We start from the raw sequence: 25102 nt of genomic DNA, 5'->3' as shown, positions 1-25102 counted from the left end.
TAAACGAAGGAGAACATCTGTATGGATTACAGCTCACTTATCTTACTGGTATTGGCTGGTCTTGGGATTGTTAGTGGCAACTCTACCGTGACTATTGCCATGGTTGTATTACTGCTACTGCGGGTAACCAGCTTTCACACTGCTTTCCCCTGGCTTGAAAAGTATGGCCTGACGATCGGAATTATTATTTTGACGATCGGGGTCATGACCCCGCTAGCCAGCGGTAAAATCAGTATCAATCAGGTGATGGAGTCTTTCCTGCACTGGAAATCTCTGCTCGCGATTGGTATCGGAATTCTGGTAGCCTATCTTGGCGGCCGCGGAGTAACTTTAATGTCTGGACAGCCCATTATTGTGACAGGTCTACTGATCGGGACCGTCATTGGCGTTGCCTTCTTTAAAGGAGTTCCTGTTGGACCTCTAATTGCTGCCGGATTGCTTTCCTTGTTAATCGGCCGCAGCTAAATTCGTACAACAAGTATAGGAATACATGATAGCAATCTGCATGTCGGGCTGAATTCAGTCCCGCTTTGTGGTATACTCATATCGCATAATTTGGTAAATGCAGGAGGCTTGACCGATGTCTCGACAATTTGTAACGGAAGCTGTAATGGTGGCTATATACGGCCAACTACTTACATCTCCCGCCCCTGTGGAATATATAGTGCCTTACACATCACTGCTAGAGCTATACGAATTCCAGGACAGCACAGAGCCGCTTATGGATAATCCTATGGACGATCAACATGTGAAGCGGAAGGTAAGCGAGTTAATCAGTTATTTTGAAGAACCGTTGAATCAGAAAAAAATTCGGCGTGCCCTTCAGATGCCTTGGGCCAAGAGCTTGCCTATTCTATTCGATGCCAATACATCACTTATTATCATTAATGCTGTTGATACAGCACATTACGGAGAATATTTTGATCCAATTGAGACTGAACTGGTGTTGACAGCTCAGCGTGAATCATTACCCATTCTGACGGATCAATTGGACTGGATTCACCGCATTATCGAAGCTTCCGTACCTGTACATGTGTACGACATTGATGATTTTGATTTTGCACTCGATGGTCCTATGCTTAACAACCCTTAACATACGACATACCTGCCTTAACCACAAAAAAGCGGCAGAGCATCATGTACAGGTTCATCTCCTGTAACACGATACTCCGCCGCTTTTCATGTCCAAGAACAATTATTTGCACGCTATGATTGACAGTGGAGCACTAAGCTTGTCCATCCTCAACATAGGTATAAATAATGTCATCATGTTCCTCCAAATACTTAACTTCCAGATGATGGCCCTTTAGATACCAGTAATCCTGGTCCTCCATATAAAACGTAATGCCAGCCGCTTCATGCTGTAATACGGGGTGCTGCGGAGGCTCTACGGCAATTCCCAGAGAAAAGCCTGGATGCAACCCACCGCCAGAGCTATAGCGAACAAAAAAACGGATCGAATCTCCACGTTTCAAACCAAGCTCCTTAATATACCACTGTGCCGCAGGTTCAGTTACCTGTATGCTCATGCGCTATTCTCATCTCCTTATACAATGACGTCTGCTAACTATATCATAGCATTTTTTAGAATGACCACCAACCGTCCTAACCCAGCCAGTTTTTTGGACAAGCCATATACATTTTTTTGAAAAAGGTTTGACAATTCGCAAAAAAGGGTGTTAAGATTCAACCATACGAGATCCATTTTGAAATTTATTACCAATTTGAACGATTACTCATGTTAGAATGAACCCATTTTGAGGAAGAAAGGAGTGTTACCGGTGCTAAAATTTCCTATTGCATTTTACCCACATCTACAAACACAACAACTTCATACCGGAGCATCTCCCCTGTCGCATCCTTCAGAATTGGGCCATTCATGTTGTATGGTTTAATACGAGTGGCTGCCTGCGTTTGAGCAGTTTTTCAGTGGTGAGTGTGCTGAAAATACCTGCGCGCCATATGATATTGAGATTTAAGGCATATCGTCTGCGGACGGTATGCCTTTTTTGCGCCTGTTGTCGGATCATACTTGTGGCAGCAAGCCCTGTTGTTTCTTCAAAATGGTACACAACTCTCGAATGAACTTGTCATGAAAGGATGGGATTCCTCTTGTTTTCAGTACTTAAAAATTTAAGCTGGTTTTTTAAAAGAGAACGAAGCCGATACTCCATTGGACTGTTTTTGCTGATAGCTGTTGGTGTACTGGAGCTTGCTCCACCTCGGCTGCTAGGTAGTGCCATTGATGAAATTGTGCGCGGTTCGATTTCCTGGTCCTCACTTTGGCATTATATTTTGTACATCATAGGCATTCTAGCCGTCATTTACTACATTACGTACATATGGATGCACAAGCTGTTTGGTGGTGCCAATCTGGTGGAGCGCTTACTGCGCACACGCTTTATGAATCATCTGCTGCGGATGACCCCTCCATTTTTTGAACGTAATCGCACTGGCGATCTGATGGCTCGTGCTACGAACGACCTTCGCTCCGTAGCAAGTACAGCGGGCTTCGGCATGCTGACACTGACAGACTCTACGGTCTATCTGAGCGTGGTATTAGTTGCCATGGGCACCCTAATCAGTTGGAAGCTGACACTGGCAGCTATCCTGCCCCTACCTTTTATTGCACTGGCTATGAGCATTTACGGTAAAGCCGTTCATGAGCGTTACACACTGGCACAAGATGCATTTGGTGATATGAACGATCAGGTGTTGGAATCCGTGGCTGGTATCCGGGTCATTCGCGCCTATGTGCAAGAGCGAATGGACGAAAAGCGTTTCGCTGATATTACTGACGATGTATTTCGTAAAAATCTGGCTGTCGCCCGGATGGATGCCCTCTTTGAACCAACAATCCGTTTATGTGTAGGACTTAGCTACGTCATTGGACTCGGGTATGGTATTTATCTGGTATTTCATAACGATATCACGCTAGGCGAATTGGTCTCCTTTAATATGTATCTAGGAATGATGATTTGGCCGATGTTTGCCATTGGAGAGCTGATTAACATTATGCAGCGCGGTAGCGCTTCACTGGACCGGGTCAATGAAACTCTCGATGTCCAGCCAGACGTTCAGGATGCCGCTCAACCTGTTCCAGTGGACCGCCTCGAATCCATCAGGATGAAAGACGTTACCTTCCGTTACCCAACCTCTACTATTGACAATCTGTCACATGTGAGTCTGGAGCTCAAACGCGGAGAAACGCTAGGTGTCGTCGGTAGAACCGGCAGCGGTAAATCCACTCTACTCAAACAGCTACTGCATGAATATCCAACAGGTAGCGGTGATATTTTAATCTCCGACATACGTTTGGAGGACATTGCAGTAGAACAACTACACAGCTGGATCGGCTACGTGCCGCAAGAGCAAATTTTGTTTTCCAAATCAGTGCGCGAGAACATTCAATTCGGGAAACCTCATGCAGATGATGACGACATTATGGAAGCAATCCGTACTGCTGCCTTCGATCAGGATTTAGGTACCCTGTCTGACGGGCTGGATACACTGGTCGGAGAAAAAGGTATCGCCCTGTCTGGCGGCCAGAAGCAGCGCGTTTCGCTGGCACGCGCCTTTATCGGTGACCCGGATATTCTATTGCTCGACGATGCACTGTCTGCAGTAGATGCCCGGACGGAAGCTAGAATTATTGACAATATCCGACGCAAGCGCTCAGGTAAAACGACTCTGATCTCTACCCACCGCCTCTCCGCTGTAGAACATGCAGACCGGATCGTCGTGTTGGAGCAAGGACGCATTATTGAGGAAGGAACCCACAGCGAGCTGCTTCATACTGACGGATGGTACCGACAACAGTATGAACGGCAACAAGTGGAATCTGATCTGACCTCAGGGGAGGTATCCTAATGAAACCCAATATCGGCAAAAGGCTATTCCAGTACGCACTGACGAGCAAAGCAGGCTTTATCGCCGCTCTCATCGCTTTGGCTATCGGAGTAGCCGCCGAGCTGGCTGGTCCCTTCATCGCCAAAACGATGATCGACGACCATATGCTCGCTATTGAAAAACCATTTTATGAAACAACTCGTGTGGACGACGGCACTGTAAGCTATGCGGGAACCCACTTTAAGCGTGAAGATCGCTTTGAGTCCGGGGAGACTAAAGGTCGCGAAGCGAGAATTTTACAAGTTGGAAAATCTTTCGTATTTGTGGATGGCTCGGTTCAAGTGGCTGACGGTAATCGCTCCTTTACGAACGGAACGCTGACTGTGACACGTGGCTCCGACACCTTTCGCTATGAAGCCAAGGCTCTGACAGCTGATGAACTGTATAGCTTTTACAAACCGGAAATGCCCGGTATCTTTCAACTGATTGGTTGGTATTGCTTCTTCCTGGTTATTTCCATTTTTGCTGAATTCGGCAAAACATACTGGCTGCAATCCTCGGCGAACAAGGTCATTCAAAAGCTTCGGCTTGATCTCTACGCGCACATCCAGCGGTTGCCAGTTTACTTTTTTGATAACTTGCCTGCAGGCAAGGTCGTATCCCGTGTTACGAATGACACTGAGGCAGTCAAAGATTTGTTTGTGGCTGTGCTGTCAAATTTCACTTCAGGGATTGTAACGATGGCAGGGGTATATGTTGCACTCTTTCTGCTGGACTTCAGACTGGGTCTTATCTCACTGTTTATTGTACCGTTACTGATCTTGTGGATTGTATTGTACCGCAAGGTCGCCACCCGCTATAATACGATCATTCGGTCCAGACTCAGTGAGATTAATGCGATTATCAATGAATCGATTCAAGGGATGTCCATTATTCGCGTATTCCGGCACCAGAAACAAACGCAGCAAGAGTTTGAAGAATTGAATGATGACTACATGAAGCATCAGAATAAAATGTTGAATTTGAACGCCTTCACTTCGCACAATTTAGTCAACGTGTTGAGAAATCTCGCCTTTGCCGTCGTGTTGTGGTATTTCGGATCTGAGGCGCTTGGCACTACAGGTAGTGCTGTTTCACTAGGCGTATTGTATGCCTTCGTCGATGTGCTGGGTCGACTGTTCCAACCTATGACGGGTATGGTCAACCAACTCGCTGTACTGGATACTTCCATCGTATCCTCAGGACGCGTATTTGAGTTGATGGACGAAACTGGAGAGCCGGTGACCGACGGCATGATGCCGCGCTACAAAGGCCAGGTAGAGTTTAACGACGTTTCCTTTGCCTACAAAAAGGATGATGTACTTAAACATATTTCCTTTACAGCACAGCCCGGCCAAACGGTTGCCCTTGTCGGACATACCGGATCAGGCAAAAGTTCGATTATCAACCTGCTATTCCGGTTCTATGATCCGCAAAAAGGAACGATCACCATTGACGGAACGTCTGTCAAAGACATCCCTAAGCAATGGCTTCGTCATCATATGGGTATTGTTCTTCAAGATCCATATTTGTTCACAGGTACGGTAGCCTCCAATGTCAGTCTCGGAGACAGCCGAATCACGAGAGAACAGGTGAATAAAGCGCTGCATGATGTTGGAGCCGACAAACTGTTGGCCCATTTGCCGCAAGGATTCGATGAGCCCGTTATTGAGAAAGGCAGCACCTTATCAGCCGGGCAACGCCAGCTTATTTCCTTCGCTCGTGCACTAGCCTTTGATCCCGCAATTTTAATTCTGGATGAAGCTACTGCCAATATTGACACCGAAACAGAAGCGCTCATCCAATCCGCTCTTGAGGTACTCAAGAAGGGACGTACGACCTTTATCATTGCTCACCGTTTGTCCACCATTCGCAGTGCGGACCAAATTTTGGTGCTGCATCGGGGTGAAATTGTTGAACGGGGTAGCCATGACGAGCTTATGGCACAAGGCGGGCGTTACTTCCAAATGTATCAGCTCCAGTCGGGAACAGTTGCAACAGAATCAGATTCAATCTCTGCTACGCCTCCTGCGCAAAATGACTTACTTACTGGCAAAGTCAGCATTTAAAGCTTGAATGCCCTATTGCTTAGGGCTAACGATGAACATTTGGCATGAAAAAAACCAGCAAGTCTCCCTACACATTGGAGGCTCGCTGGTTTTATTTATATCTATAACATATGGCTTGTAATTTTATTTAGCTACAGATGTGCCTGTTCCTGTGGGCGGAAGCACTGTTCCATCTATCGCTTTGAGCGTAACCTTATACTTGCTGTCTACCAATGTACTTGTATGGGTATCCGTAATGACCTGAATGTTCATTTCCCCTGGCTTTGGACTAGTCAACTTGTAGTAAATTACTGCATTTGTATCATCTACGTAGTCGATGTGATCCACTTCAATGCCGTAACCTGGATTAGGTGCCTGCAAACGAGTAATTGTCACTTTGTTCTGCTGGTCATTCGCCTTCTCTATACTCATACTAATGTTATTTTGTTGAACCGGATCTGCAGGCTCAACCGGATTTTCAGGAGTGGATTCAACTGGTTTATGATTTTGCACAAATTCGGATGCGTTATAGACCATTTCTGCTGCCTCCATCCGCGTTACTTTACGATCCGGGTTAAAGTTGCTCTGTTCGTCCAATTTTGCAATTTTGGTCAATAGCAAGAATTGAACTGCTGCGTTAGATTCCTGGTCTAGTTTTTTGCCATCCGCTACATTAATGTACATACGAACAGTTGGATATTCACCCGTTGCACTCACTGCTTTATACAAAATATTCGCAAATTGTTCTCTTGTCATACGGGTGCTTGGATCAATATCTGGTGACAAAGGGATTTGGTGTTGGGCTGCAATCCGATAGGACTGGGCATACCATGCGGAAGCCGGAATGTTTGCAAAGGAACCCGTTGTGAAATCAGGCATTACCTGAAGATCCATTGCACGAACAACCAAGTGTACTCCTTGTGCATACGTGAGCGTTTGATTCGGTGCAAATTTATCCTTGGTTATTCCTTGAATAATTCCTTTGTCCTGAAGTGAGTTTACGATCTTCTCCTGTTCAGCTCCCTTTATATCCAGAAAAGCAGAAGCCGACGTAGCCACTGCCAATGAGCAGACGACAAGCAGGGCAGCTGTCACACTTTTGTTCTTTTTCATGAGATACACCTCCATGTTTACTTTGCTTCTATACTTACCGACGCAATAGAATCATCAAATGTTTCAAATATACACAAATTGGTTGCAAAACAGTGGAATTCCTGCGATTAGTGTACCCGTCTAACTCTTTTCTGCTCACAACATTTATGCATACCCAAAAGTGGCTGCAACAGATTAATCTTTTACAGTATTCCTTTGGAAGAGCCAGGTATGGGTAGCAGTCATCCCGCCAGCAAAAACTCGCTCCCTTCGTTCGCTTTGCTTACATCCGATTCGGTGCTTTCAGACCAAGAAGTTGCAGCGCGCATGCCAGAATATCGGCAGTTTGTTCCGCCAACTGAATACGCCATTGTCCACCATCGACAATCCTTTCCTTGGCGTAAAACCGGTTAAACGCCTGGGCCGTATCCAATGCAAATCTCGCAATTACCGAAGGCTCTAGTTGGCGAGCCGCTCGTATCAGTTGACCGTGATAGCGACCCAATTGCTTAAGCAGCGCCCAACCTGCGTCACCCAATATTTCATCCGATACGTCATTCAAATCATGAGAATGGCTATCTTGGAAAAGGTCATTGTCGCTAGGGTTAGTATTAACATCAACATCGGCGCGAGCGTGAGCTTTCTCCAGAAGGCTGCGTATGCGCGCATGAGTATACTGCACATAAGGCCCGGTCTCGCCTTCAAAGGTCAGCGCCTCCTCCAACGAAAAGTCCACTTCATTCAGTCGGTTGTTTTTTAAATCACCAAAAATAATCGCCCCGATGCCAACGTCCTCCGCTATTGCCTGTTGTTCCTGTAAACCAGGGTTCTTCTGAGTAATGATGCCTTGAGCACGCGCTACAGCTTCATCCAGCACCTCCTCCAGCTTCACAACCTTGCCACGTCTTGTGGACATTTTCTTACCCGCAAACCGCATTAATCCAAACGGCACATGCTCACATTGCTCCGCCCATGCCTCCCCTGCATGCTTCAGCACCGCAAACACCTGCTGGAAATGCAACTTCTGTTCTCCACCAACGACGTACAGCAACCGATCAGCCTTCATCACTTCATGACGATAAATCGCTGTTGCCAGATCACGTGTCGGATAAATGGTGGTTCCATCCTTTTTCAGAATAAGACACGGAGGCAGTTCCTCGTCTTCCAGGCGAACTACGAGCGCCCCATCACTTTCCTCCAACAATCCTTTTGCTCTTAAATGATCAATAACTGCCTGCATCTTATCATTGTAAAAACTTTCTCCCAGCACATGGTCAAATGTAATGTTTAGACGCTGGTACATACGATCAAATTCACCCAGACTGATTTCAACAAAAAACTCCCATAGTTGTCGAGCCTCCGCATCCCCATGTTCCAAACGTCGGAACCACTCGCGCCCTTCATCCTCCAAAGTCGGATCATGATCGGCCTCCTGATGAAAACGCACATATAGCTTTAGCGATTCACCAATCGGATCATGTTGTAACTGCTCCTCATTTCCCCATCTTTTATAGGCCGCAATTTGCTTACCAAACTGTGTTCCCCAATCCCCAAGATGATTCACACTAATAGGTACATAACCTGTTTCACCAAGTATGCGATACAAGGCAGCACCGATAACCGTAGAGCGAAGATGACCGATACCAAACGGTTTGGCAATATTAGGCGAGGACATATCAATAACTACCCGCTGCCCGTTCCCGATATTAGGCCTGAGGAAATCAGCCTTGCTCAATTCAGCAAGCATAAGCGGAATATGAACCGATCGATCCAAGGTTATGTTTACATAGGCACCCGATGCTGAAGCGGTTAAACCTTCTTTATGGCCTACTAGTTCCGCCAATTCCAGTGCAATGTGCTGCGGAGACTTTCGAAACTTTTTAGCCAGCATAAAACAGGGAAACGCCACATCTCCCCATTCAGGCTGCGGAGGCACCTCAAATAAAGATAAAATTTCTTTCTCCTCCAAGCCCGTATGGGCTAATATCGCTTGAGCAGCAATCCTCATTAACATGATGATCTCTCTCCTTCTTTTTATAGAATCTAACAAAAAAAGCCCCCGCCTCTTGAAATCATTCAAGAGACGAGAACTTCAATATCCCGCGGTACCACTCTTCGTAAATCGGTTGTGCAGCTAAAGCTAACTACACAAATCGCGATTTCACTCCAATGACTAATAACGGTGTCTGCCGGGCTGATCTACTAGAAGTTCTGCTCGTTGGATCAACCGTCTCCCGGGTGCGCTTCACATCGGACCTCATACCGGCTTCCACCTCTTCCGGCTCGCTGTAATGATACGGCTCAGCTGCTACTCTCCCGTTCCGTGACGTTAATTCCATTCATTATACAAACCTATTCAGTAGAAAGCAACCTATTATTTCCTCTTCAGGCACTAGTTCCATATATGTAATTACACTGCCACCAATTGGCGGCATGCCTGAACGCAACGACGGCAGGCTTCTGCACAATGTTTACAATGATCATGGGAATGCTTGCTGCATTCAGCAGCACATACCTCACAGGCGTTGGCGCACAGCTCACAGATTTGCTCGGCAAAATCCGTTCCACGCTGCAGCATTTGGGCAGCAAATCCGCATATTTCTGCACATTCCCTACTCACTCGAATACATTCACGCAGCATAGCTAAATCATATTCCTTCAAACTCGCTACGTAACATACATTGCAAGCGTTCATACATTCCAGGCAAGCATCCACGCATTGTTGGTATGAATGATTCATATTACATTACCTCCCAGTTGTTGACCCTGCTGTACTATTACCCGCTGTCCCTTGAGGTTAACCATTTGATGTGCGCGCTTTCAATAAAACAAAACAATATAATCCCGACTTATGTAAGGAAGTGTACTATATTCCAGTGTGCAAATGCAAGGATATTAATCACATAGATTTTTAGCCCCTGTTTCTGACTTGCATACGCTCAGTCATTGCTCTATTGTAAAAAGTGTATGTCTAACCGCCGATCAAGGAGTGAACATTTTAATGAATATGTCTTCTGTAGAGGAACACCGTCAGGAATCCCCCCAACAAGTGAATTGCATGGTCGTGACTGTCTCGGACACACGCACCGTGGAAACAGATACTGGGGGACGACTGCTCATGGATCTACTAGAAACCAATGGATATACAGTTGTTCGATATGTCATCGTCAAGGATGACTACGAAGGTATTCAGCAGTTAGTATCCGAAGCAGCGGCACAGGATGACATCGAGGCTGTTCTTTTGACAGGTGGTACCGGTATTTCTCCACGTGATACTACATATGAAGCTGTCTCTTCTCTACTGGATAAGGAACTACCTGGCTTTGGGGAAATCTTCCGTTATTTAAGCTTTGCTGAGGACATTGGTTCAGCAGCTATCTTAAGCCGGGCTGTAGCTGGCACTGTGGGCCAGACAGCTGTATTTTCTATGCCTGGTTCACGCGGAGCCGTTCGTTTGGCAATGGAACGCATTATTGTCCCTGAGCTACGACATGTGATGAGAGAAATTTATAAATAAGCTCCTATTTCCTACATGCTCCAACACAAAGAGGCACCCCATGCATTCATGAGGTGCCTCTTCCAACTATTCTTTTTCTTCAACTTCGGGCTGCATATAACTGTCGATCAGCTTTTGCTTTAGCTCCCATACCTTCTCGCTCAGATTTACACGATAAATTTCAGGGTTCAGCTTCCGCAAATATTCTGGCCAGAACAGTTTTAACTGTGAAGTATGGTAGGCTCGAATTTCATCCAGCTCGGGAAGCTCATATACCTTCTGTCCATCTATAAAAATAGGCTCAAGCATCGGCACGGCTTCGTAATTTTCTACATACTTCTTCATATACGGATGCAAAGGGTTAAACAGCTTCAGGCGCTTACCATTACGCGGACGCTCTTCATCCGGAAAAGAAATATAATCGGCTACAGCTCTCCCTTTCTTCTTATCCACAATGCGATATACATCCTTTTTGCCTGGTGTGGATACTTTTTCTGGATTCCCCGAGATCTTGATCGTCGGCAACATTTCGCCATCCACTTCACGTTCAACTAGCTTGTATACCCCGCCAAGCGATGGTTGATCTGAAGCCGTAATAAGCTGTGTTCCTACACCCCATACATCAATACGTGCCCCTTGGGCTTTCAGGTTAAAAATCGTATTTTCATCCAAATCATTGGAAGCTACAATTTGTACGTAATCCAAACCTTCAGCATCGAGCATTTCCCGCGCCTGAATGGATAGATAAGCCAAGTCACCGCTATCCAGACGAATTGCATTCATACGCTTACCCTGACTCTCCAGCATTTTTGCTGTCCGAATCGCATGAGGAACACCGCTTTCCAGCGTGTCAAAGGTGTCTACCAGCAGTGTAACCTGATCTGGCAATACTTTCGCATACACGTCAAACGCCTCCTGCTCCGTCATAAAGGTCTGCACCCATGAATGGGCATGTGTCCCCTTCGTCGGGATTCCAAAATGTTCGCCTGCCAGCATATTAGAAGTCGCGTCAAAACCAGCCACATAAGCTGCTCGTGCTCCCCAAATCGCTGCATCTGCTTCCTGCGCACGCCGTGTTCCAAATTCGAGCAGTGTATCATCACTTGCCACCTGCTTGATGCGCGATGCCTTTGTCGCAATGAGTGTCTGATAGTTCATAAAATTCAGCAATGCCGTTTCGACAAGCTGCGTTTCCATAATCGTTCCTTCAACACGTACCAGAGGCTCGTTGGGAAAAACAAGGGCCCCTTCTTTCATCGAATGGACCGTTCCACCAAACTCAAACTGGCGAAGCGCCTCCATGAACATGGGATCGTACTTCTCCTCCTGTTCAGACAGGTAGCGAATGTCCTCTTCTGTAAACCGCAAATTTGAAATATAATTCACAATGCGTTCCAGACCCGCGAACACGGCATATCCATTACCAAAAGGGAGTTTACGAAAATACGCCTCGAACACAGCTTTACGCTGGTGACTTCCGTTCACCCAGTGGGCGTACATCATATTAATCTGATATTTATCTGTATGTAATGCGAGGCTCGTTGACTGCATTGTAATCATCCTCTCTGACTGTCTCCAGGTTTGTGGCGCTACCGCCTCATCTGTCCAGATTCAGCAATATCCGGCTCCATTTTGTTATCGGACATTGGTGCACAATCGTTAAGTTATTTTACTTCTTCTGGCGTAAAACCGTATCCTCAGCCGATCGTACCGCGGCTCCAAGACTTCCCTCAAAATGACCCAAAGCCCAATCATGTCCAGCTTGATTAAAGCTCGCCACAGCGTCCTTGTATACAGTAATAGCAAAACCTTTGTTATAAGCATCTACAGCCGTATGCAGTACACATATATCCGTACATACACCAATCAGATGAACTTCCACAATACCACGTTCACGCAGCCTGAGTTCCAGATCTGTGCCCGCAAAAGCACTATACCGTGTTTTATCCAACCAGTAGATAAGATCACTTTGTTGCTCATAGAGGCTATGAAGCTTGCCATACAAATGTCGTCCGTTGGTTCCACGTATATTATGCGGAGGAAACAGCTTGCTCTCTGGGTGATAAAGGTCGTTCTCCTCATGCAAATCCACAGCCATGACGACAAAGTCCCCTTGATCTACATATGCCTGCGTAATTGCTGCGATCCGTTCATCCAACTCAATCGCAGGTTGTCCTACAGGCAAACTACCATCCACAAAATCTTTCGTGTAATCAATCACAATTAGTGCCTGCATCGTACGGTCAGCTCCTTATCCTCAAAGTGAAATTGTACGTTCTATGCGTACCTATTACATTAGACGTTACGTGTAGATAGATAAACGCGGTACTCTGTCACTAAAACGGTACAACTGTGCCGGTCTTTGTGAATACTGGTTGGAACTGAGCGGTTTGCCGTTCTCATCACGCACCTCTTCCAGAATTCCCTGTCTGCTACGAGTCGATGTTATTTTGCGAATAAAGTTTGGCTCTTCGAAGTCCGGTACGACACTCTGTATCACCTGATATAATTCACCCAGTGTAAAATGTAGCGGTAAAAACTGCTTGGCGATCGTCGTCTGAAGCATCTGCAACTGAATTTTGCGATAAGCATCTACTATGATATCCCGGTGATCAAATGCCAGCTCCAATTCCTCCAACGCTTCGCGGATTGTGAATAGCCCCACCTCGGAAGCATCATCGGCCGCCTGACGCTGTTCCAACATCCATTCTTCTACCAGCGCAAAAAATGCATGCGATATGATCCAGCCGCGCGGATCACGTCCCGGTCCACTATATACACCCAAATACTCCAGATGCCCGCCGTCCACACCCGTTTCCTCTAACAGTTCCCGCTTGGCAGCTCCATACATGGATTCATCTTCCTGACAAAACCCTCCAGGCAACGCCCAGCGTCCTGCAAACGGCCAACTGCGGCGCTTGATGAGCATCACTTTCAGCTCCCGAATCGGCAATGTCTTTGTTACCGTCTTGCGCTCCCGCTTCGTTAAGGTAAACATAACGATATCCGCCGGAGCTCCATCTGGAGTGCGGTATTTCTTAATGTTATACGACGCCTTTTGCGCCTCTTCGTTTATACGATTGCTATCCATTGGCATCACCATATTATATCGTTTTGATAAATTCATTATGACATAATAAAAATTTTTGTCAAGCGTCAGGCCTTACCTGAATCACTTGCTTGTGTACGTAATACTCGGAAGGTTGCTGTAGATGTAGACCCAAGTGTGCCTTCACTATCCCTTACTTCCGCCTCAGTGGTTATAGTCCGACCTCCCTGATGAAGAATCCGCGCCCTAACCTCCAGTCGGCCTTGCCTCATGGCTGACAAGAAATGAACATTCAGGTTCGTCGTTACACATGGATCCATATTTCGTGAAGCCATACTGACCATCCCCATCGCCTGATCCATCAATGAAGTAAGCACACCCCCATGGACAATACCCATCACATTGGTATGCTCTTGTTTGGCTTCCAAAGCGATCTGTACCTCGTTTGCATCAGCTGCAATCAGCTCACACCCTAAATACTCCCAAAAAGTATTATTTTCGCCCTCTAGCATCTTACCGAACTTATCCATTCCCTTGCTTCCATCCCTTCTATGTTGTCCCATTTCTCTTGATGTCTTATAAATATATACGATGGCAAATTGCTTTCGAAAAAAAGGCGTGGAAGCTACGCCTCCACACCATAAATTTCATTCTAATCACTGCAATTCGACGAGGAAGTACTTTTTCCCTCTTCAACGTTCACCTTCTCAGCAACGGTATCACGAATCGCCATGATCACCATTTGCAGTAGCTCATTAATTTCCACCTGACTCTGCTGAAACTCCGTTACAATTGGAATACCATCAAGTTCTTCCTGTAGCTCCTGTAGCTCGGCCTCTATTTTGGCAATCATTTTTTGATTTTTTAAGGATTCAAATGCAACAATTTCCTTTTGCTTCTTTTTCATCGTTGCAATCAGTTGCTGAATGCGCCCATGATCCTGAATCTTTTCTTCTGCTTTCCGGAATACCTGTACTTCCTCACTGCTACCCAAAATACCTGCTAATTCTTTGGCTTTTGCCAATATCATTTCGCGATTGACCAAATGATCATGCTGGCGCGCCGCCGATTGAAGTTCTGTTTGTTGCAACCGCTCCTCTGTCATTGTCCATCGCTCCTTTTCTCACTTAGACGGCCCTGCACACAACCTTACTCAGACCGCATGCAACCCGCTAGAATATTCTTTTATCCGTTAACTGCTACAGCCGTTTCAACCAGATCACCTTTGATGTAAAAGGTCATAGGTTCCGTAATTTTCACTTGAACAAAGGAACCAATCAGGTCCTGAGAACCCTCAAAATGTACAAGCTTATTGGAACGGGTCCGACCGGCAAGCACTTTGCTGTCATTTTTGCTCTCGCCTTCCACCAACACTTCAACCACTTCGCCACGCAATCGACTATTAAAGCGAAGGCTGTTTTGGTTCACCGCAATGTTCAGACGCCGGAGACGCTCTTTTTTGACCGACATAGGCACATTATCTTCCATCGAAGCAGCTGGCGTACCTTCACGTGGTGAATAAATGAATGTGTAGGCAAAGTCATAGCCGACCTCGCGCACCAAAGATAGAGTATCTTCAAACTGCTCGTCTGTTTCGCCCGGGAAACCTACAATGATATCCGTTGTCAGAGAAACATGCGGAACAGCTGCTTTAATCTTCGCTGCCAGTTCCAGAACACGCTCACGGGTATATTTTCGGTTCATTTTCTTCAATATATCCGTATTACCGGATTGAACAGGCAGATGGATATGCTCCACCAAATTACCACCCTTACCGAGCACTTCTACCAAATGGTCATCAAAATCACGTGGATGTGATGTTGTAAAACGTACACGCGGGATATTGATTTTGCGCATATCATCCATCAGATCCCCGAATCTGTAATTCAAATCTTTCAAATCCTTACCATAAGCGTTAACATTCTGCCCCAGTAAGGTGATTTCTTTAAAACCTTGACGTGCCAAATCCCGTACTTCAGCGATAACATCCTCTGGACGACGGCTTCTTTCCTTACCACGTGTAAAGGGAACAATGCAATAGGTGCAAAATTTATCACAGCCGTACATAATGTTCACCCAAGCCCGCATACCCTCGCGCTTCTTCGGCAAGTTTTCGATAATGTCGCCTTCCTTAGACCACACTTCGACCACCATTTCTTTGCTAAAGAGTGCTTCCTTGACGAGCTGAGGCAGACGATGAATATTATGGGTACCAAAAATCATATCGACAAAACCGTGTTTTTGCATAATCCGGTTAACGACGTTCTCTTCCTGTGACATGCAGCCACACACGCCGAGCAGCAGTCCTGGCTTTTCTGTTTTGAGATGCTTGAGGTGACCCAGCTCGCCAAACACTTTATCCTCCGCATTTTCACGGATAGCACAAGTGTTTAGTAAAATGATGTCTGCTTCCTTCCGATCCTCGGTTGATTGGTAGCCCATTTGCTCCAGCAAACCTTTTATGGTTTCGGAATCATGCTCGTTCATTTGGCAACCAAATGTGTATACGATGTAATGCTTTCCCTCACCGATATGCTTTAGCTCATCCGGGACTGCGTTATCATATAATACCTGTACATCCTCTTTACCGCGTTGCTTTTCTTTTCTATGGTTCGGCTCCGCCATAATGTTGATTTCACGTCCGCGAATACGGATCTTTTTGCTATGCTCATCTTCAGAAATAATCTTCGCATCCGAGAAATCAAAATATTTGGAGTAATCTTTTGTTTTCTTTTCCATTCCTTAGTCACTCCTTACACCATCTATTTCACGAGCTAATTTGTGATTTTACTGTATCTTTAGGCATGGGTAAATTTATTTTAAGTTCTAAAAAAACCTTTAAAAAAGGCATTACACTAAATTATAGCATGATTTATAGGCCATCGCCATAGATCAACCGCAGATACCATTGAGTGCAAAGTGAACTCATGTTCTTTTTGTACATAAGTGAAGTATTTGTGAATTATATAGTATGTAAAAAGCCCGATTCTTTTGCAAGAATCGGACTCTTTAAGCCTTCCGGCATTTAAATCGTGTATATTAGTCTACGATTTCAGCGTTGTCACCGTTTTTCACACCGGCACCGTTCGCTTCATCTGTATCAATGTGCATATCCAAAGCAAAAGAATCGGACACACGTGCAAGAACATTTTCAAATACAAGACCACGTTCGCCGCCAACACGTACTTTCAGCAACTGCTTGTCCTTAATGTCCCATTTAGCTGCATCAGATGTATGGAAATGAATATGGCGGGCTGCTACAATCACGCCTTCTTGCAGTTCCACTTCACCAGCTGGTCCTTTTACTGTGATTCCTGGTGTACCATCAATGCTACCCGATTCGCGTACAGGTGCTTTTACACCAATAGCAAAGGAATCAGTGCGAGAAATTTCCAACTGGGAAGCGGGACGAGCAGGTCCCAAAATGCGAACCTTATCAAATTGGCCCTTAGAACCAATTACAGCTACCGTTTCATTTGCGGCAAATTGTCCTGGTTGGGACAAAGGTTTAAATTCGGTTAATTGATAGCCTGCTCCGAACAAAATTTCAATATGCTCTTGAGTCAGGTGAATATGACGGGCGGAAACGCCGACAGGTACGATTTTACTCATCGTGTGGTCACTCCTTTTTCTCTATACAATACTTTACACATCCATGCTATTATACTCCTATTTTGCCAAGAAAGAAAAGAAGAGCGTATAAAGTTCCCTTTTTCGCCCCAATCATCGTTAAATATCATCCCTATAAATCAGATCAAATCGTCGTTTTAGCGAACAGGAGAAAGAAAAGCATGATTTCAGCTACAATGAGATGAGGGGGGACGACAATAAATATATTAAGGATAAACAGGACACAGAGTATTCCAGTTAAGAAAAAAATGACTCTGAGACGGGGTTTAAGATGACTTAATCTGTACTGATGAAATACCAGTAAAACCGACAAAAAGTAAATAAAAACAGAAGCAAAGGTAAAGCAAAGCACAAAGATATAGTCTACTTGTCCCAAAAACAAGAGCTGAATCGAAGCAGCTAGCATGCTAAGGGAAAGATAAATAAACAAATGACCATAAATAATAGTCTGTCCTGCTGATTGTTTTGATTTATCTACGCGCTTCTCCATATTCTCAAAATATTGCCACCAGATTGCGATGACTAATATAAAAGCCAAAGCGGCAAATACAACGGAAGAAACCGTAAAATGATCGGATTGTAAAACAGAAAGCATACTTATCACAGATTCGCCAAGCAGAATTAAGGTGAACTGTGCAAATCGTTCTAAAAGATGCTCCGTATGGATTGGTGTGATCACCAACTTTTTACGACCAATCAAAGGAACGAGGATATCAACAGCTATACCGGTATATAAAATCAAATATCGAACCCAAGAGTCAAAGAAAAGGGAGAAACTAGAGATGACTATTCCAATCCAAAAATAGGTTCCGAAAAAACGAGTTGTTTCCTGTTTATGAGCCGTTTCTTTGGGCGCCGAAAGTAAATATTGAACGACAGTTAAACCTCTTAACCCAATATAGCCAACAAAAAAAGATACATAATACGCATCAAAATCTATATTCAAACTGGCAGTCATGATTAACACGAAAAACAATTGCAGGATCATAAAGATTCGATGCGTTATACTGTCTTGACCAAAACGGTTGTTGTAGACAGTTTGCCCCACCCAAGCCCACCATATCGGGATAAAAATCATAATGAACTTCTCCATATGTTCCCACGAGATACTACCATGCTCAACATGTAGTAAAACATGAGTGGCCTTAGAGACAGCAGCTACGAATAGTAAGTCATAAAAGAGTTCAAGCCAGGTAACCTTTTTTATTAACATTGTGTAATGGAGCCCCCTCTGGTATAGCGGTGCAGCATGGTGCACCATCAGTCTCGCTCCATTGTCTGCCGTATTTCTGCAAATATTACTTAAAATATAAGATACTTCTCATTATTTCGTAATCGTTCTCGCTTTGTCAAGAGTGTTCGCAGCCAAAACATCTCCTTAAATAGCTATTTAAGAAGACATTTTAGAAGACATTTTAGAAGACATTTTAGAAGGCAGATTCGTTTGCAGGTATTCCAGGGCATGAGCTCCCAGCCATCCTTTGACTAGCTCCTCAGGGTAATGCTTCAGCAGCAGTTCTGCAAAAGCCGGATATTTCCCCGAGTGTTCCAAGCCTTGCACATGGTGCTCGATACCGTCAAAATCAGAGCCAAACATCAAATGCCTTTCGCCCCCTAATGAACAAATATGCTCAATATGCGGTAGCATATCCTCAGCAGTTACTGTACCCTGCTCTTTGAGAAACATGGTGACGAAGGTCAAACCAATCCGTCCGTTACGGGCGATCAGTGCACGAATCTGTTCATCCCGCAGATTACGAGGATGAGCACATCTCGCAAAGACATTCGAATGCGAGGCGATGGGCGGTAGAGTAGCCTCCTCCAGCACCTCCCAGAAGCCCTGTACGGACAGATGTGACACATCTAACAGCAGTCCCAGGTCATTACAGCGATTGACCAAATCGCTCCCCTTGCTAGTCAGCCCGCCACCTCTATGTTCCATAATGCCGTCAGCTGCCCAGTTCGCATAATTCCATGTCAGCCCAATCAATCGTATTCCCATGGCATAGCACAATTCTGCATAAAAAGGGTTCCCTTCCAGCGCATCTACCCCCTCCAGTGAGAGCAATGCCCAAGGTGCCCATGTATGATCCGTCCCATTACCATCCAAATACGTTATCTTTTCCGTGCGCTTCTCTTCTCCTGCCTGCTTTACTTGCTCCTCCTGATGCACTGCGGACGCATTTTTCCACATTGCCAAGTCTTCCTTCCACAGCAATGGTCTCAACCCACCGGAGATAGAGGTAACATGCTGCCTGAACAGCTCAATTTGACGTACCACATGCTCAAATCTTGGTGTGCCTAATACCTGTGAAATATATATAGCAAACGTTTGCAACTGCACGTTACCTTCTAGCAAACGTTCTTTTGTGACATCAAGCGATGGATGACTGAAATCGATCTGCGCATCGAGCTGCATTTTACATAACACATCACAATGAAAGTCAACAACTGGCCAATTCACTTTTAGCTTATCATTCATGCATCTTACCTCCATTTATAGATTGAAGCACCACAAATTTATTTTAAAAATCATAGTAACAGACTCACAATGCAAAAAAGCCCGTTTACAAATCGTAAACAGGCTCAGGCAACTTACATTTATTATCTTGGCTCTACAATCAATTTGATCGCAGTCCGATCTTCTCCATCAATAACAATGTCTGTAAAAGCAGGAATACAAATCAAATCCACTCCGCTTGGTGCGACAAATCCCCGGGCAATGGCTACCGCTTTAATGGCTTGGTTTAGTGCACCCGCTCCAATCGCCTGTAATTCTGCATTTCCGCGTTCACGCAGTACTCCTGCGAGTGCGCCTGCAACTGAATTAGGATTGGATTTTGCTGATACTTTTAATACATCCATAGTAAGTACCTCCCCTGGGAATGATGATGGTTTGATTCCACTATTAGATGTTATTCGAGGGTCAGCAAAAAATTCCTGCTTTTTGGTGACAGTTTTCCTTATTCTTTCCTTAAGCAGCTTACAAAAAAGTTAATCCATCCGCCATTCATCCTCTTTGAGTCTGATTTTCTGAATTTTGCGGGCTTTTCCATCGTTATCATTCAGCTCTACGCTGATGGCATGGAAATGCCATTTGCCCATGTCCACTTGAAAACGCACCGGAAGCTGGGTCTGGAATTTCTGTAACACAGCCTCTTTCTGCATTCCAAGCACTCCCTCATAAGGACCTACCATTCCCGCATCTGTCTGATACGCAGTTCCTTGTGGCAAAATTGTATCGTCATTGCTCTGTACATGTGTGTGCGTACCTACCACGATTGAAGCACGTCCATCCAAATGCCAACCCATAGCGATTTTTTCCGAGGTTGCTTCGGCGTGAAAATCAACTAGGATATGTTTATGTTTTTTGCGCAACTCATCGACAATTTCATCTGCTGCACGGAATGGATCGTCAATAGCTGGCAAAAAGGTTCTACCTTGCAGATTAACAATAGCCAGCTCCTTACCTCCACCCTTTACAACAGTATAACCCCGACCCGGTGTTCCTGGTGGAAAGTTAGCCGGGCGAATGATCCGTGGCTCATCATCTATAAAATCAAATATTTCCTTATTGTCCCAAGTATGATTTCCCATCGTAATCCCATGAACGCCCCAATCAAAAAACTCTCTGGCGATAGCAGGAGTTATTCCTCTTCCCGAAGCTGCATTTTCTCCGTTCACGATAATAACATGCGGATTGTATTTTGATTTGAGCGAAGGAAGATTTTCCCTCAGTGCCTTTCTGCCTACACTGCCGACGATGTCTCCAATAAATAATACGTTGATAGAAAGCCCTCCCTAGTCTGCCTTACATAAATGAAAAGTGGCCCTACAAACAGCGGCCACTTTTCATTGAAATGCTTTTATTTTGCGTATTCTACCGCACGGGTCTCGCGAATAACAGTAACTTTGATATGTCCCGGATAGTCCAGTTCATTCTCAATCGTTTTCGTAATATCGCGGGCCAGTCGGAATGCTTCCGCATCATCAATTTTCTCTGGCTGTACCATGACACGAACTTCGCGTCCGGCTTGAATTGCGTATGATTTTTCAACGCCTTCAAAAGATTCGGAGATGCGTTCCAGCTTCTCAAGACGACGGATGTACGTCTCTAGCGTTTCACGCCGCGCTCCCGGTCTTGCTGCTGATAGAGCATCTGCCGCCCCAACCAGCATGGCGATCACTGAAGTCGCTTCGCAGTCGCCGTGATGTGAAGCAATGCTGTTGATGACGACCGGGTGTTCCTTGTACTTCTTCGCCAGTTCCACGCCAATTTCAACGTGCGATCCTTCCACTTCGTGATCCAGCGCCTTCCCGATGTCATGCAGCAATCCTGCCCGTCTTGCCAGTACAACGTCTTCGCCCAGTTCCCCGGCCATTAGACCTGTCAAGTATGCAACTTCCATCGAGTGCTTTAATACGTTCTGTCCGTAACTCGTACGGAACTTAAGACGTCCCAAGATCTTGATCAAATCCGGATGCAAGCTATGCACGCCCACCTCAAAGGTGGCCTGCTCACCATATTCACGGATTCGTTCGTCCACCTCTTTACGGGATTTTTCCACCATCTCTTCAATACGAGCCGGATGTATCCGTCCGTCCGCTACGAGCTTTTCAAGCGCAGTACGCGCAATCTCTCTACGAATCGGATCAAATCCGGACAATATAACAGCTTCCGGCGTATCATCAATAATGAGGTCAATTCCTGTAAGGGTTTCAAGTGCACGGATATTACGGCCTTCGCGCCCGATAATCCGGCCTTTCATTTCTTCGTTCGGCAATGTGACAACAGAAACCGTCGTTTCTGCTACATGATCTGCCGCACAGCGTTGGATGGCCAGTGTGATGATTTCACGAGACTTTTTGTCCGCTTCTTCTTTGGCCTGCTGTTCAATTTCTTTAATCATCTGAGCTGTTTCATGACGAACTTCCTGCTCTACGTTGGTCAGAATAATACTTCTTGCATCCTCCATCGTCAGATTGGAAATACGCTCCAACTCAGTTACCTGACTCTTGTAAATCAAATCAATTTGCTGCTGGGTTTCATCGATTCGTTTCTCTTTGTTGGCCACCTGTTCTTCTTTGCGTTCCAGCGATTCCAATTTTTTATCCAGCGATTCTTCTTTTTGCAGCAATCTTCGTTCCTGTCGTTGAATTTCATTGCGACGTTCACGAGTTTCTTTTTCAGCTTCGGCACGGATGCGGTGAATTTCATCTTTCGCTTCCAATACCGTTTCCTTCTTCAGCGCTTCTGCCTCTTTTTTCGCGTTCTCCACGATTTGCGCGGCAGCTTCTTCCGCACTGGAGATCTTAGCTTCTGCAATAGATTTGCGAATAAAATAACCAATCCCGAACCCAAAGAATAACGCGGCTACAGCAACGAGAACGAACCAGATCGCAGTCATCATACTGTTCACCTCCCCGTTGGTTCCTCCAAGGCATTCCTTGGGACTTTTTGCAATTGTCACATTTACTTTGATCGTCAAACTAAGATAACGACACAAGGTCGTTTCATTTCATATGCACATGCTTTCACATGTACAATTCCGCCTGGCATAGCGGCATCACTTGTTATTTGGCGATGAGAACTCACCGGTGGATTCCGCTTTTTTGGAAGGAAAAAGGGCGTTCCACAAGTATCGTTTCATATATATTTTATTATTTGACAAATGGCATTGTCAAGGGAATGCAAACATTAGTAGAGTACCATGCAGCTTTCCATGTAATAACTAGCTCATCCTATCCGTTCATACTAGCCCAAGGTTCAGCAGCCGTTTGGCAATTATTCCTCCCACTGCAACAATTCCTCGTCATCTGAAGCAGCGTCATGCTCGGCCGCAGTGAGATGATTGACCACTCGGCGTGTCATATCCCCCGAATATCCGCGTCTCATGAGAAAAGGGTAGGTTTTCCTTTTTTTCTCCGTTATATCACCACGTACCTGATTCCATTTCTTACGTCCGACCGTCAAAGCACTCTCCCACTCCTCATTATCGGTGATTTCACCTAACGCTTCCCCAATAGAGGCTTTAGAGATGCCTTTCTGACGGAGTTCTTGCCTAACCCACATCTTCCCCTTACGTTGGCTAGTTATACGCTGCCTTGCCCATTGGCGGGCGTACAAATCATCATCCACGAGTTGCTCCCTTTCCAGTCGGACCATTACTTCGTCAATAACAGACTGATCCAGTTCTTTTTGCACCAAACGCTGGGCAATTTCCTGACGTGTGCGAGGCTTTCGCCCCAAATATCGAAGCGCGAGTACATAGGCCTGTTGCTTTTCATCTGCCAGAACAATATCTTCCAGTTCCTTTTTGACGAATGACGTTCCTTTGAACATATTATACTTGATCATTACATCTTCTAATACAGACAGTGAATACGGGCCAAAATGAATGATATAGCGTCCACGTTTGCGTCCCTGTCCCTGCTCTACCCTAGTAATCATCAATTCCTCATGATCTGGAAAAAGAGAAATCTCTTGTTGCTTATTAGCTTCCGCAGAATATTCATCTTCATCGTCCAACTGCAATATATTTCCCTCACTTTAAAATTCACGAAAGCAGCCTTTTGGACAACTGCAACGCAAAAGTTAGATTCCGCTGACAAAGTAGCTTTAATTGATGCAAAAATGCCCTGCACAACTGTGCAGGGCATCAGAATCATGCTATTCAACCGGATTGGCCATAACCCTGGCTCCAGTTCACAAATCAGGATTCACCAAGCTTTATTCAAGCTCCAACAATTCCTGTTCTTCCTTGGCTTGCTGTGCCAACTCTTCTTCTGTAGGCGGAGCAACCGTCGTAATCAAATTGCTGGCCACCCGAATTTTTTGCTCGATCGTACTAGCAATGTTCGGATTTTCCTTCAAAAATTGCTTCGCATTCTCACGTCCCTGACCAAGGCGCTCACCTTCGTAGGAATACCAAGCTCCGCTCTTGTCGACAATGTCATGCTCCGTACCGATATCGATCAAGCTACCTTCTTTGGAAATGCCCTCACCGTACATAATGTCCACTTCAGCCTGACGGAATGGAGGGGCAACTTTATTCTTCACGACTTTAATACGTGTGCGGTTACCCACAATGTCGTTACCCATTTTTAAACTTTCAATACGACGAACATCCAAACGTACCGTAGAGTAAAACTTCAAGGCACGTCCACCTGGTGTTGTTTCAGGGTTACCGAACATAACACCTACTTTTTCACGTAGCTGGTTAATAAAAATAGCAATAGTTTTCGATTTGTTAATGGCTCCAGACAGCTTACGCAATGCCTGCGACATCAGACGTGCTTGAAGACCGACATGGGAATCTCCCATTTCGCCTTCAATCTCTGCCTTCGGCACAAGTGCCGCTACGGAGTCAACAACTACAATGTCTACTGCTCCACTACGTACAAGGGCTTCGGCAATCTCAAGCGCCTGCTCTCCTGTATCTGGTTGCGATAGTAACAACTCATCAATATTGACACCCAGCTTGCTTGCATACGACGGATCAAGCGCATGCTCGGCGTCGATAAAGGCGGCTTGTCCGCCTGTTTTTTGCACCTCTGCGATAGCGTGAAGAGCTACTGTCGTTTTACCGGATGATTCCGGTCCGTATATTTCAATAACCCGGCCTCTTGGAAAGCCGCCCGTTCCTAACGCAATATCCAAAGCAATCGAACCACTGGGGATCGTTTCCACTTGCATGTGGGTAGACTCACCCAACTTCATAATGGAACCTTTACCAAATTGCTTTTCTATTTGACGGAGCGCCATATCCAGCGCAGCACGACGATCTGACAATAAACTCACATCCTTCATTGTTTGTACTTTAATAATACCTTGTTTTGACACGCTTGCCAAGCATTTTTTCGAACATACATTCGTTTTTTTATTCACACAGCTCTCTT

The 25102-nt window shown here is 45.4% G+C and carries 23 protein-coding genes and 1 other annotated feature; of the genes, 5 read left to right on the top strand and 18 right to left on the bottom strand.

The annotated features are described in order from the left end of the window. Nucleotides 1–21: 21 nt before the first annotated feature. Nucleotides 22–465 carry a DUF441 domain-containing protein gene (locus tag ACYCS5_RS25095; RefSeq protein ID WP_029517055.1) on the top strand — a complete coding sequence of 148 codons (444 nt, stop codon included), beginning with the start codon at nucleotides 22–24 and terminating at the stop codon, nucleotides 463–465. Nucleotides 466–580: 115 nt separating this feature from the next. Continuing rightward, nucleotides 581–1093, top strand: a complete 513-nt coding sequence (locus tag ACYCS5_RS25090; RefSeq protein ID WP_165147488.1) for an ADP-heptose synthase — start codon at nucleotides 581–583, stop codon at nucleotides 1091–1093. A gap of 133 nt (nucleotides 1094–1226) precedes the next feature. Here the strand turns inward: ACYCS5_RS25090 and ACYCS5_RS25085 are convergent, their stop codons facing one another. Beyond that, nucleotides 1227–1529, bottom strand: coding sequence for a HesB/YadR/YfhF family protein (locus tag ACYCS5_RS25085; protein ID WP_039273555.1), 303 nt, complete (start codon nucleotides 1527–1529; stop codon nucleotides 1227–1229). A gap of 583 nt (nucleotides 1530–2112) precedes the next feature. Here ACYCS5_RS25085 and ACYCS5_RS25080 point away from each other — a divergent pair. Continuing rightward, nucleotides 2113–3870 (top strand): ABC transporter ATP-binding protein, encoded by a 1758-nt coding sequence (locus tag ACYCS5_RS25080; protein ID WP_165147491.1) that lies wholly within the window; start codon nucleotides 2113–2115, stop codon nucleotides 3868–3870. Then, nucleotides 3870–5957, top strand: coding sequence for an ABC transporter ATP-binding protein (locus ACYCS5_RS25075; RefSeq protein ID WP_459760269.1), 2088 nt, complete (start codon nucleotides 3870–3872; stop codon nucleotides 5955–5957). Before ACYCS5_RS25080 ends, ACYCS5_RS25075 begins: the two co-directional genes overlap by 1 nt. A gap of 123 nt (nucleotides 5958–6080) precedes the next feature. Here the strand turns inward: ACYCS5_RS25075 and ACYCS5_RS25070 are convergent, their stop codons facing one another. The 3 genes from ACYCS5_RS25070 to ACYCS5_RS25060 all read right to left on the bottom strand — a co-directional run bounded on the left by ACYCS5_RS25070 (nucleotide 6081) and on the right by ACYCS5_RS25060 (nucleotide 9768). Continuing rightward, a complete protein-coding gene (locus ACYCS5_RS25070) occupies nucleotides 6081–7049 on the bottom strand; it encodes an S-layer homology domain-containing protein (RefSeq protein WP_459760268.1) in 969 nt (322 codons plus the stop codon). Nucleotides 7050–7311: 262 nt separating this feature from the next. Further along, nucleotides 7312–9042, bottom strand: coding sequence for an arginine--tRNA ligase (gene argS / locus ACYCS5_RS25065; RefSeq protein ID WP_165147523.1), 1731 nt, complete (start codon nucleotides 9040–9042; stop codon nucleotides 7312–7314). Between the two features lie 62 nt (nucleotides 9043–9104). After that, nucleotides 9105–9361: a binding site (T-box leader), on the bottom strand. Nucleotides 9362–9438: 77 nt separating this feature from the next. Continuing rightward, nucleotides 9439–9768 carry a four-helix bundle copper-binding protein gene (locus ACYCS5_RS25060; protein WP_165147526.1) on the bottom strand — a complete coding sequence of 110 codons (330 nt, stop codon included), beginning with the start codon at nucleotides 9766–9768 and terminating at the stop codon, nucleotides 9439–9441. A gap of 261 nt (nucleotides 9769–10029) precedes the next feature. On the opposite strand from ACYCS5_RS25060, the gene ACYCS5_RS25055 reads away from it, so the two are divergent. After that, on the top strand, nucleotides 10030–10545 hold the full coding sequence (locus ACYCS5_RS25055; RefSeq protein WP_029517048.1) for a MogA/MoaB family molybdenum cofactor biosynthesis protein: 516 nt from the start codon (nucleotides 10030–10032) through the stop codon (nucleotides 10543–10545). A gap of 66 nt (nucleotides 10546–10611) precedes the next feature. On the opposite strand, the gene ACYCS5_RS25050 is transcribed toward ACYCS5_RS25055, so the two are convergent. The 14 genes from ACYCS5_RS25050 to recA all read right to left on the bottom strand — a co-directional run bounded on the left by ACYCS5_RS25050 (nucleotide 10612) and on the right by recA (nucleotide 24995). Next, nucleotides 10612–12075 (bottom strand): nicotinate phosphoribosyltransferase, encoded by a 1464-nt coding sequence (locus ACYCS5_RS25050; protein WP_459760267.1) that lies wholly within the window; start codon nucleotides 12073–12075, stop codon nucleotides 10612–10614. Between the two features lie 118 nt (nucleotides 12076–12193). Then, a complete protein-coding gene (locus ACYCS5_RS25045) occupies nucleotides 12194–12760 on the bottom strand; it encodes a cysteine hydrolase family protein (protein ID WP_029517047.1) in 567 nt (188 codons plus the stop codon). 66 nt (nucleotides 12761–12826) lie between these two features. Next, entirely contained in the window at nucleotides 12827–13615 is a 789-nt protein-coding gene (locus tag ACYCS5_RS25040; protein ID WP_023988247.1) for an NUDIX domain-containing protein, read from the bottom strand. Between the two features lie 65 nt (nucleotides 13616–13680). After that, a complete protein-coding gene (locus ACYCS5_RS25035) occupies nucleotides 13681–14103 on the bottom strand; it encodes a PaaI family thioesterase (protein WP_029517046.1) in 423 nt (140 codons plus the stop codon). Between the two features lie 122 nt (nucleotides 14104–14225). Further along, nucleotides 14226–14678 carry a YlbF/YmcA family competence regulator gene (locus tag ACYCS5_RS25030; RefSeq protein WP_023988245.1) on the bottom strand — a complete coding sequence of 151 codons (453 nt, stop codon included), beginning with the start codon at nucleotides 14676–14678 and terminating at the stop codon, nucleotides 14226–14228. A gap of 80 nt (nucleotides 14679–14758) precedes the next feature. Next, entirely contained in the window at nucleotides 14759–16312 is a 1554-nt protein-coding gene (miaB, locus tag ACYCS5_RS25025) for a tRNA (N6-isopentenyl adenosine(37)-C2)-methylthiotransferase MiaB (RefSeq protein ID WP_029517045.1), read from the bottom strand. 300 nt (nucleotides 16313–16612) lie between these two features. Beyond that, the gene (gene pduL, locus ACYCS5_RS25020; RefSeq protein ID WP_013309962.1) at nucleotides 16613–17185 is read right to left on the bottom strand and encodes a phosphate propanoyltransferase; all 573 of its coding nucleotides are present in this window, start codon (nucleotides 17183–17185) and stop codon (nucleotides 16613–16615) included. A 142-nt stretch (nucleotides 17186–17327) separates the two neighbouring features. Next, complete coding sequence (locus tag ACYCS5_RS25015) at nucleotides 17328–18416, bottom strand: low temperature requirement protein A (protein WP_459760266.1); 1089 nt, start codon at nucleotides 18414–18416, stop codon at nucleotides 17328–17330. Between the two features lie 177 nt (nucleotides 18417–18593). Further along, entirely contained in the window at nucleotides 18594–19685 is a 1092-nt protein-coding gene (locus tag ACYCS5_RS25010; RefSeq protein ID WP_459760265.1) for a dipeptidase, read from the bottom strand. A gap of 122 nt (nucleotides 19686–19807) precedes the next feature. After that, nucleotides 19808–20068, bottom strand: a complete 261-nt coding sequence (locus ACYCS5_RS25005; protein ID WP_007430104.1) for a stage V sporulation protein S — start codon at nucleotides 20066–20068, stop codon at nucleotides 19808–19810. 129 nt (nucleotides 20069–20197) lie between these two features. Next, nucleotides 20198–20992, bottom strand: a complete 795-nt coding sequence (locus tag ACYCS5_RS25000; protein ID WP_013309959.1) for a TIGR00282 family metallophosphoesterase — start codon at nucleotides 20990–20992, stop codon at nucleotides 20198–20200. A 77-nt stretch (nucleotides 20993–21069) separates the two neighbouring features. Then, nucleotides 21070–22614, bottom strand: a complete 1545-nt coding sequence (gene rny / locus ACYCS5_RS24995; protein WP_013309958.1) for a ribonuclease Y — start codon at nucleotides 22612–22614, stop codon at nucleotides 21070–21072. A 374-nt stretch (nucleotides 22615–22988) separates the two neighbouring features. Continuing rightward, complete coding sequence (locus tag ACYCS5_RS24990) at nucleotides 22989–23738, bottom strand: regulatory protein RecX (protein WP_459760264.1); 750 nt, start codon at nucleotides 23736–23738, stop codon at nucleotides 22989–22991. A 195-nt stretch (nucleotides 23739–23933) separates the two neighbouring features. Next, the gene (gene recA, locus ACYCS5_RS24985; protein WP_023988239.1) at nucleotides 23934–24995 is read right to left on the bottom strand and encodes a recombinase RecA; all 1062 of its coding nucleotides are present in this window, start codon (nucleotides 24993–24995) and stop codon (nucleotides 23934–23936) included. Between the last annotated feature and the right edge of the window lie 107 nt (nucleotides 24996–25102).

The organism is Paenibacillus sp. SEL3 (assembly GCF_054602585.1).
This window is presented reverse-complemented; position numbering and strand designations above follow the sequence as displayed.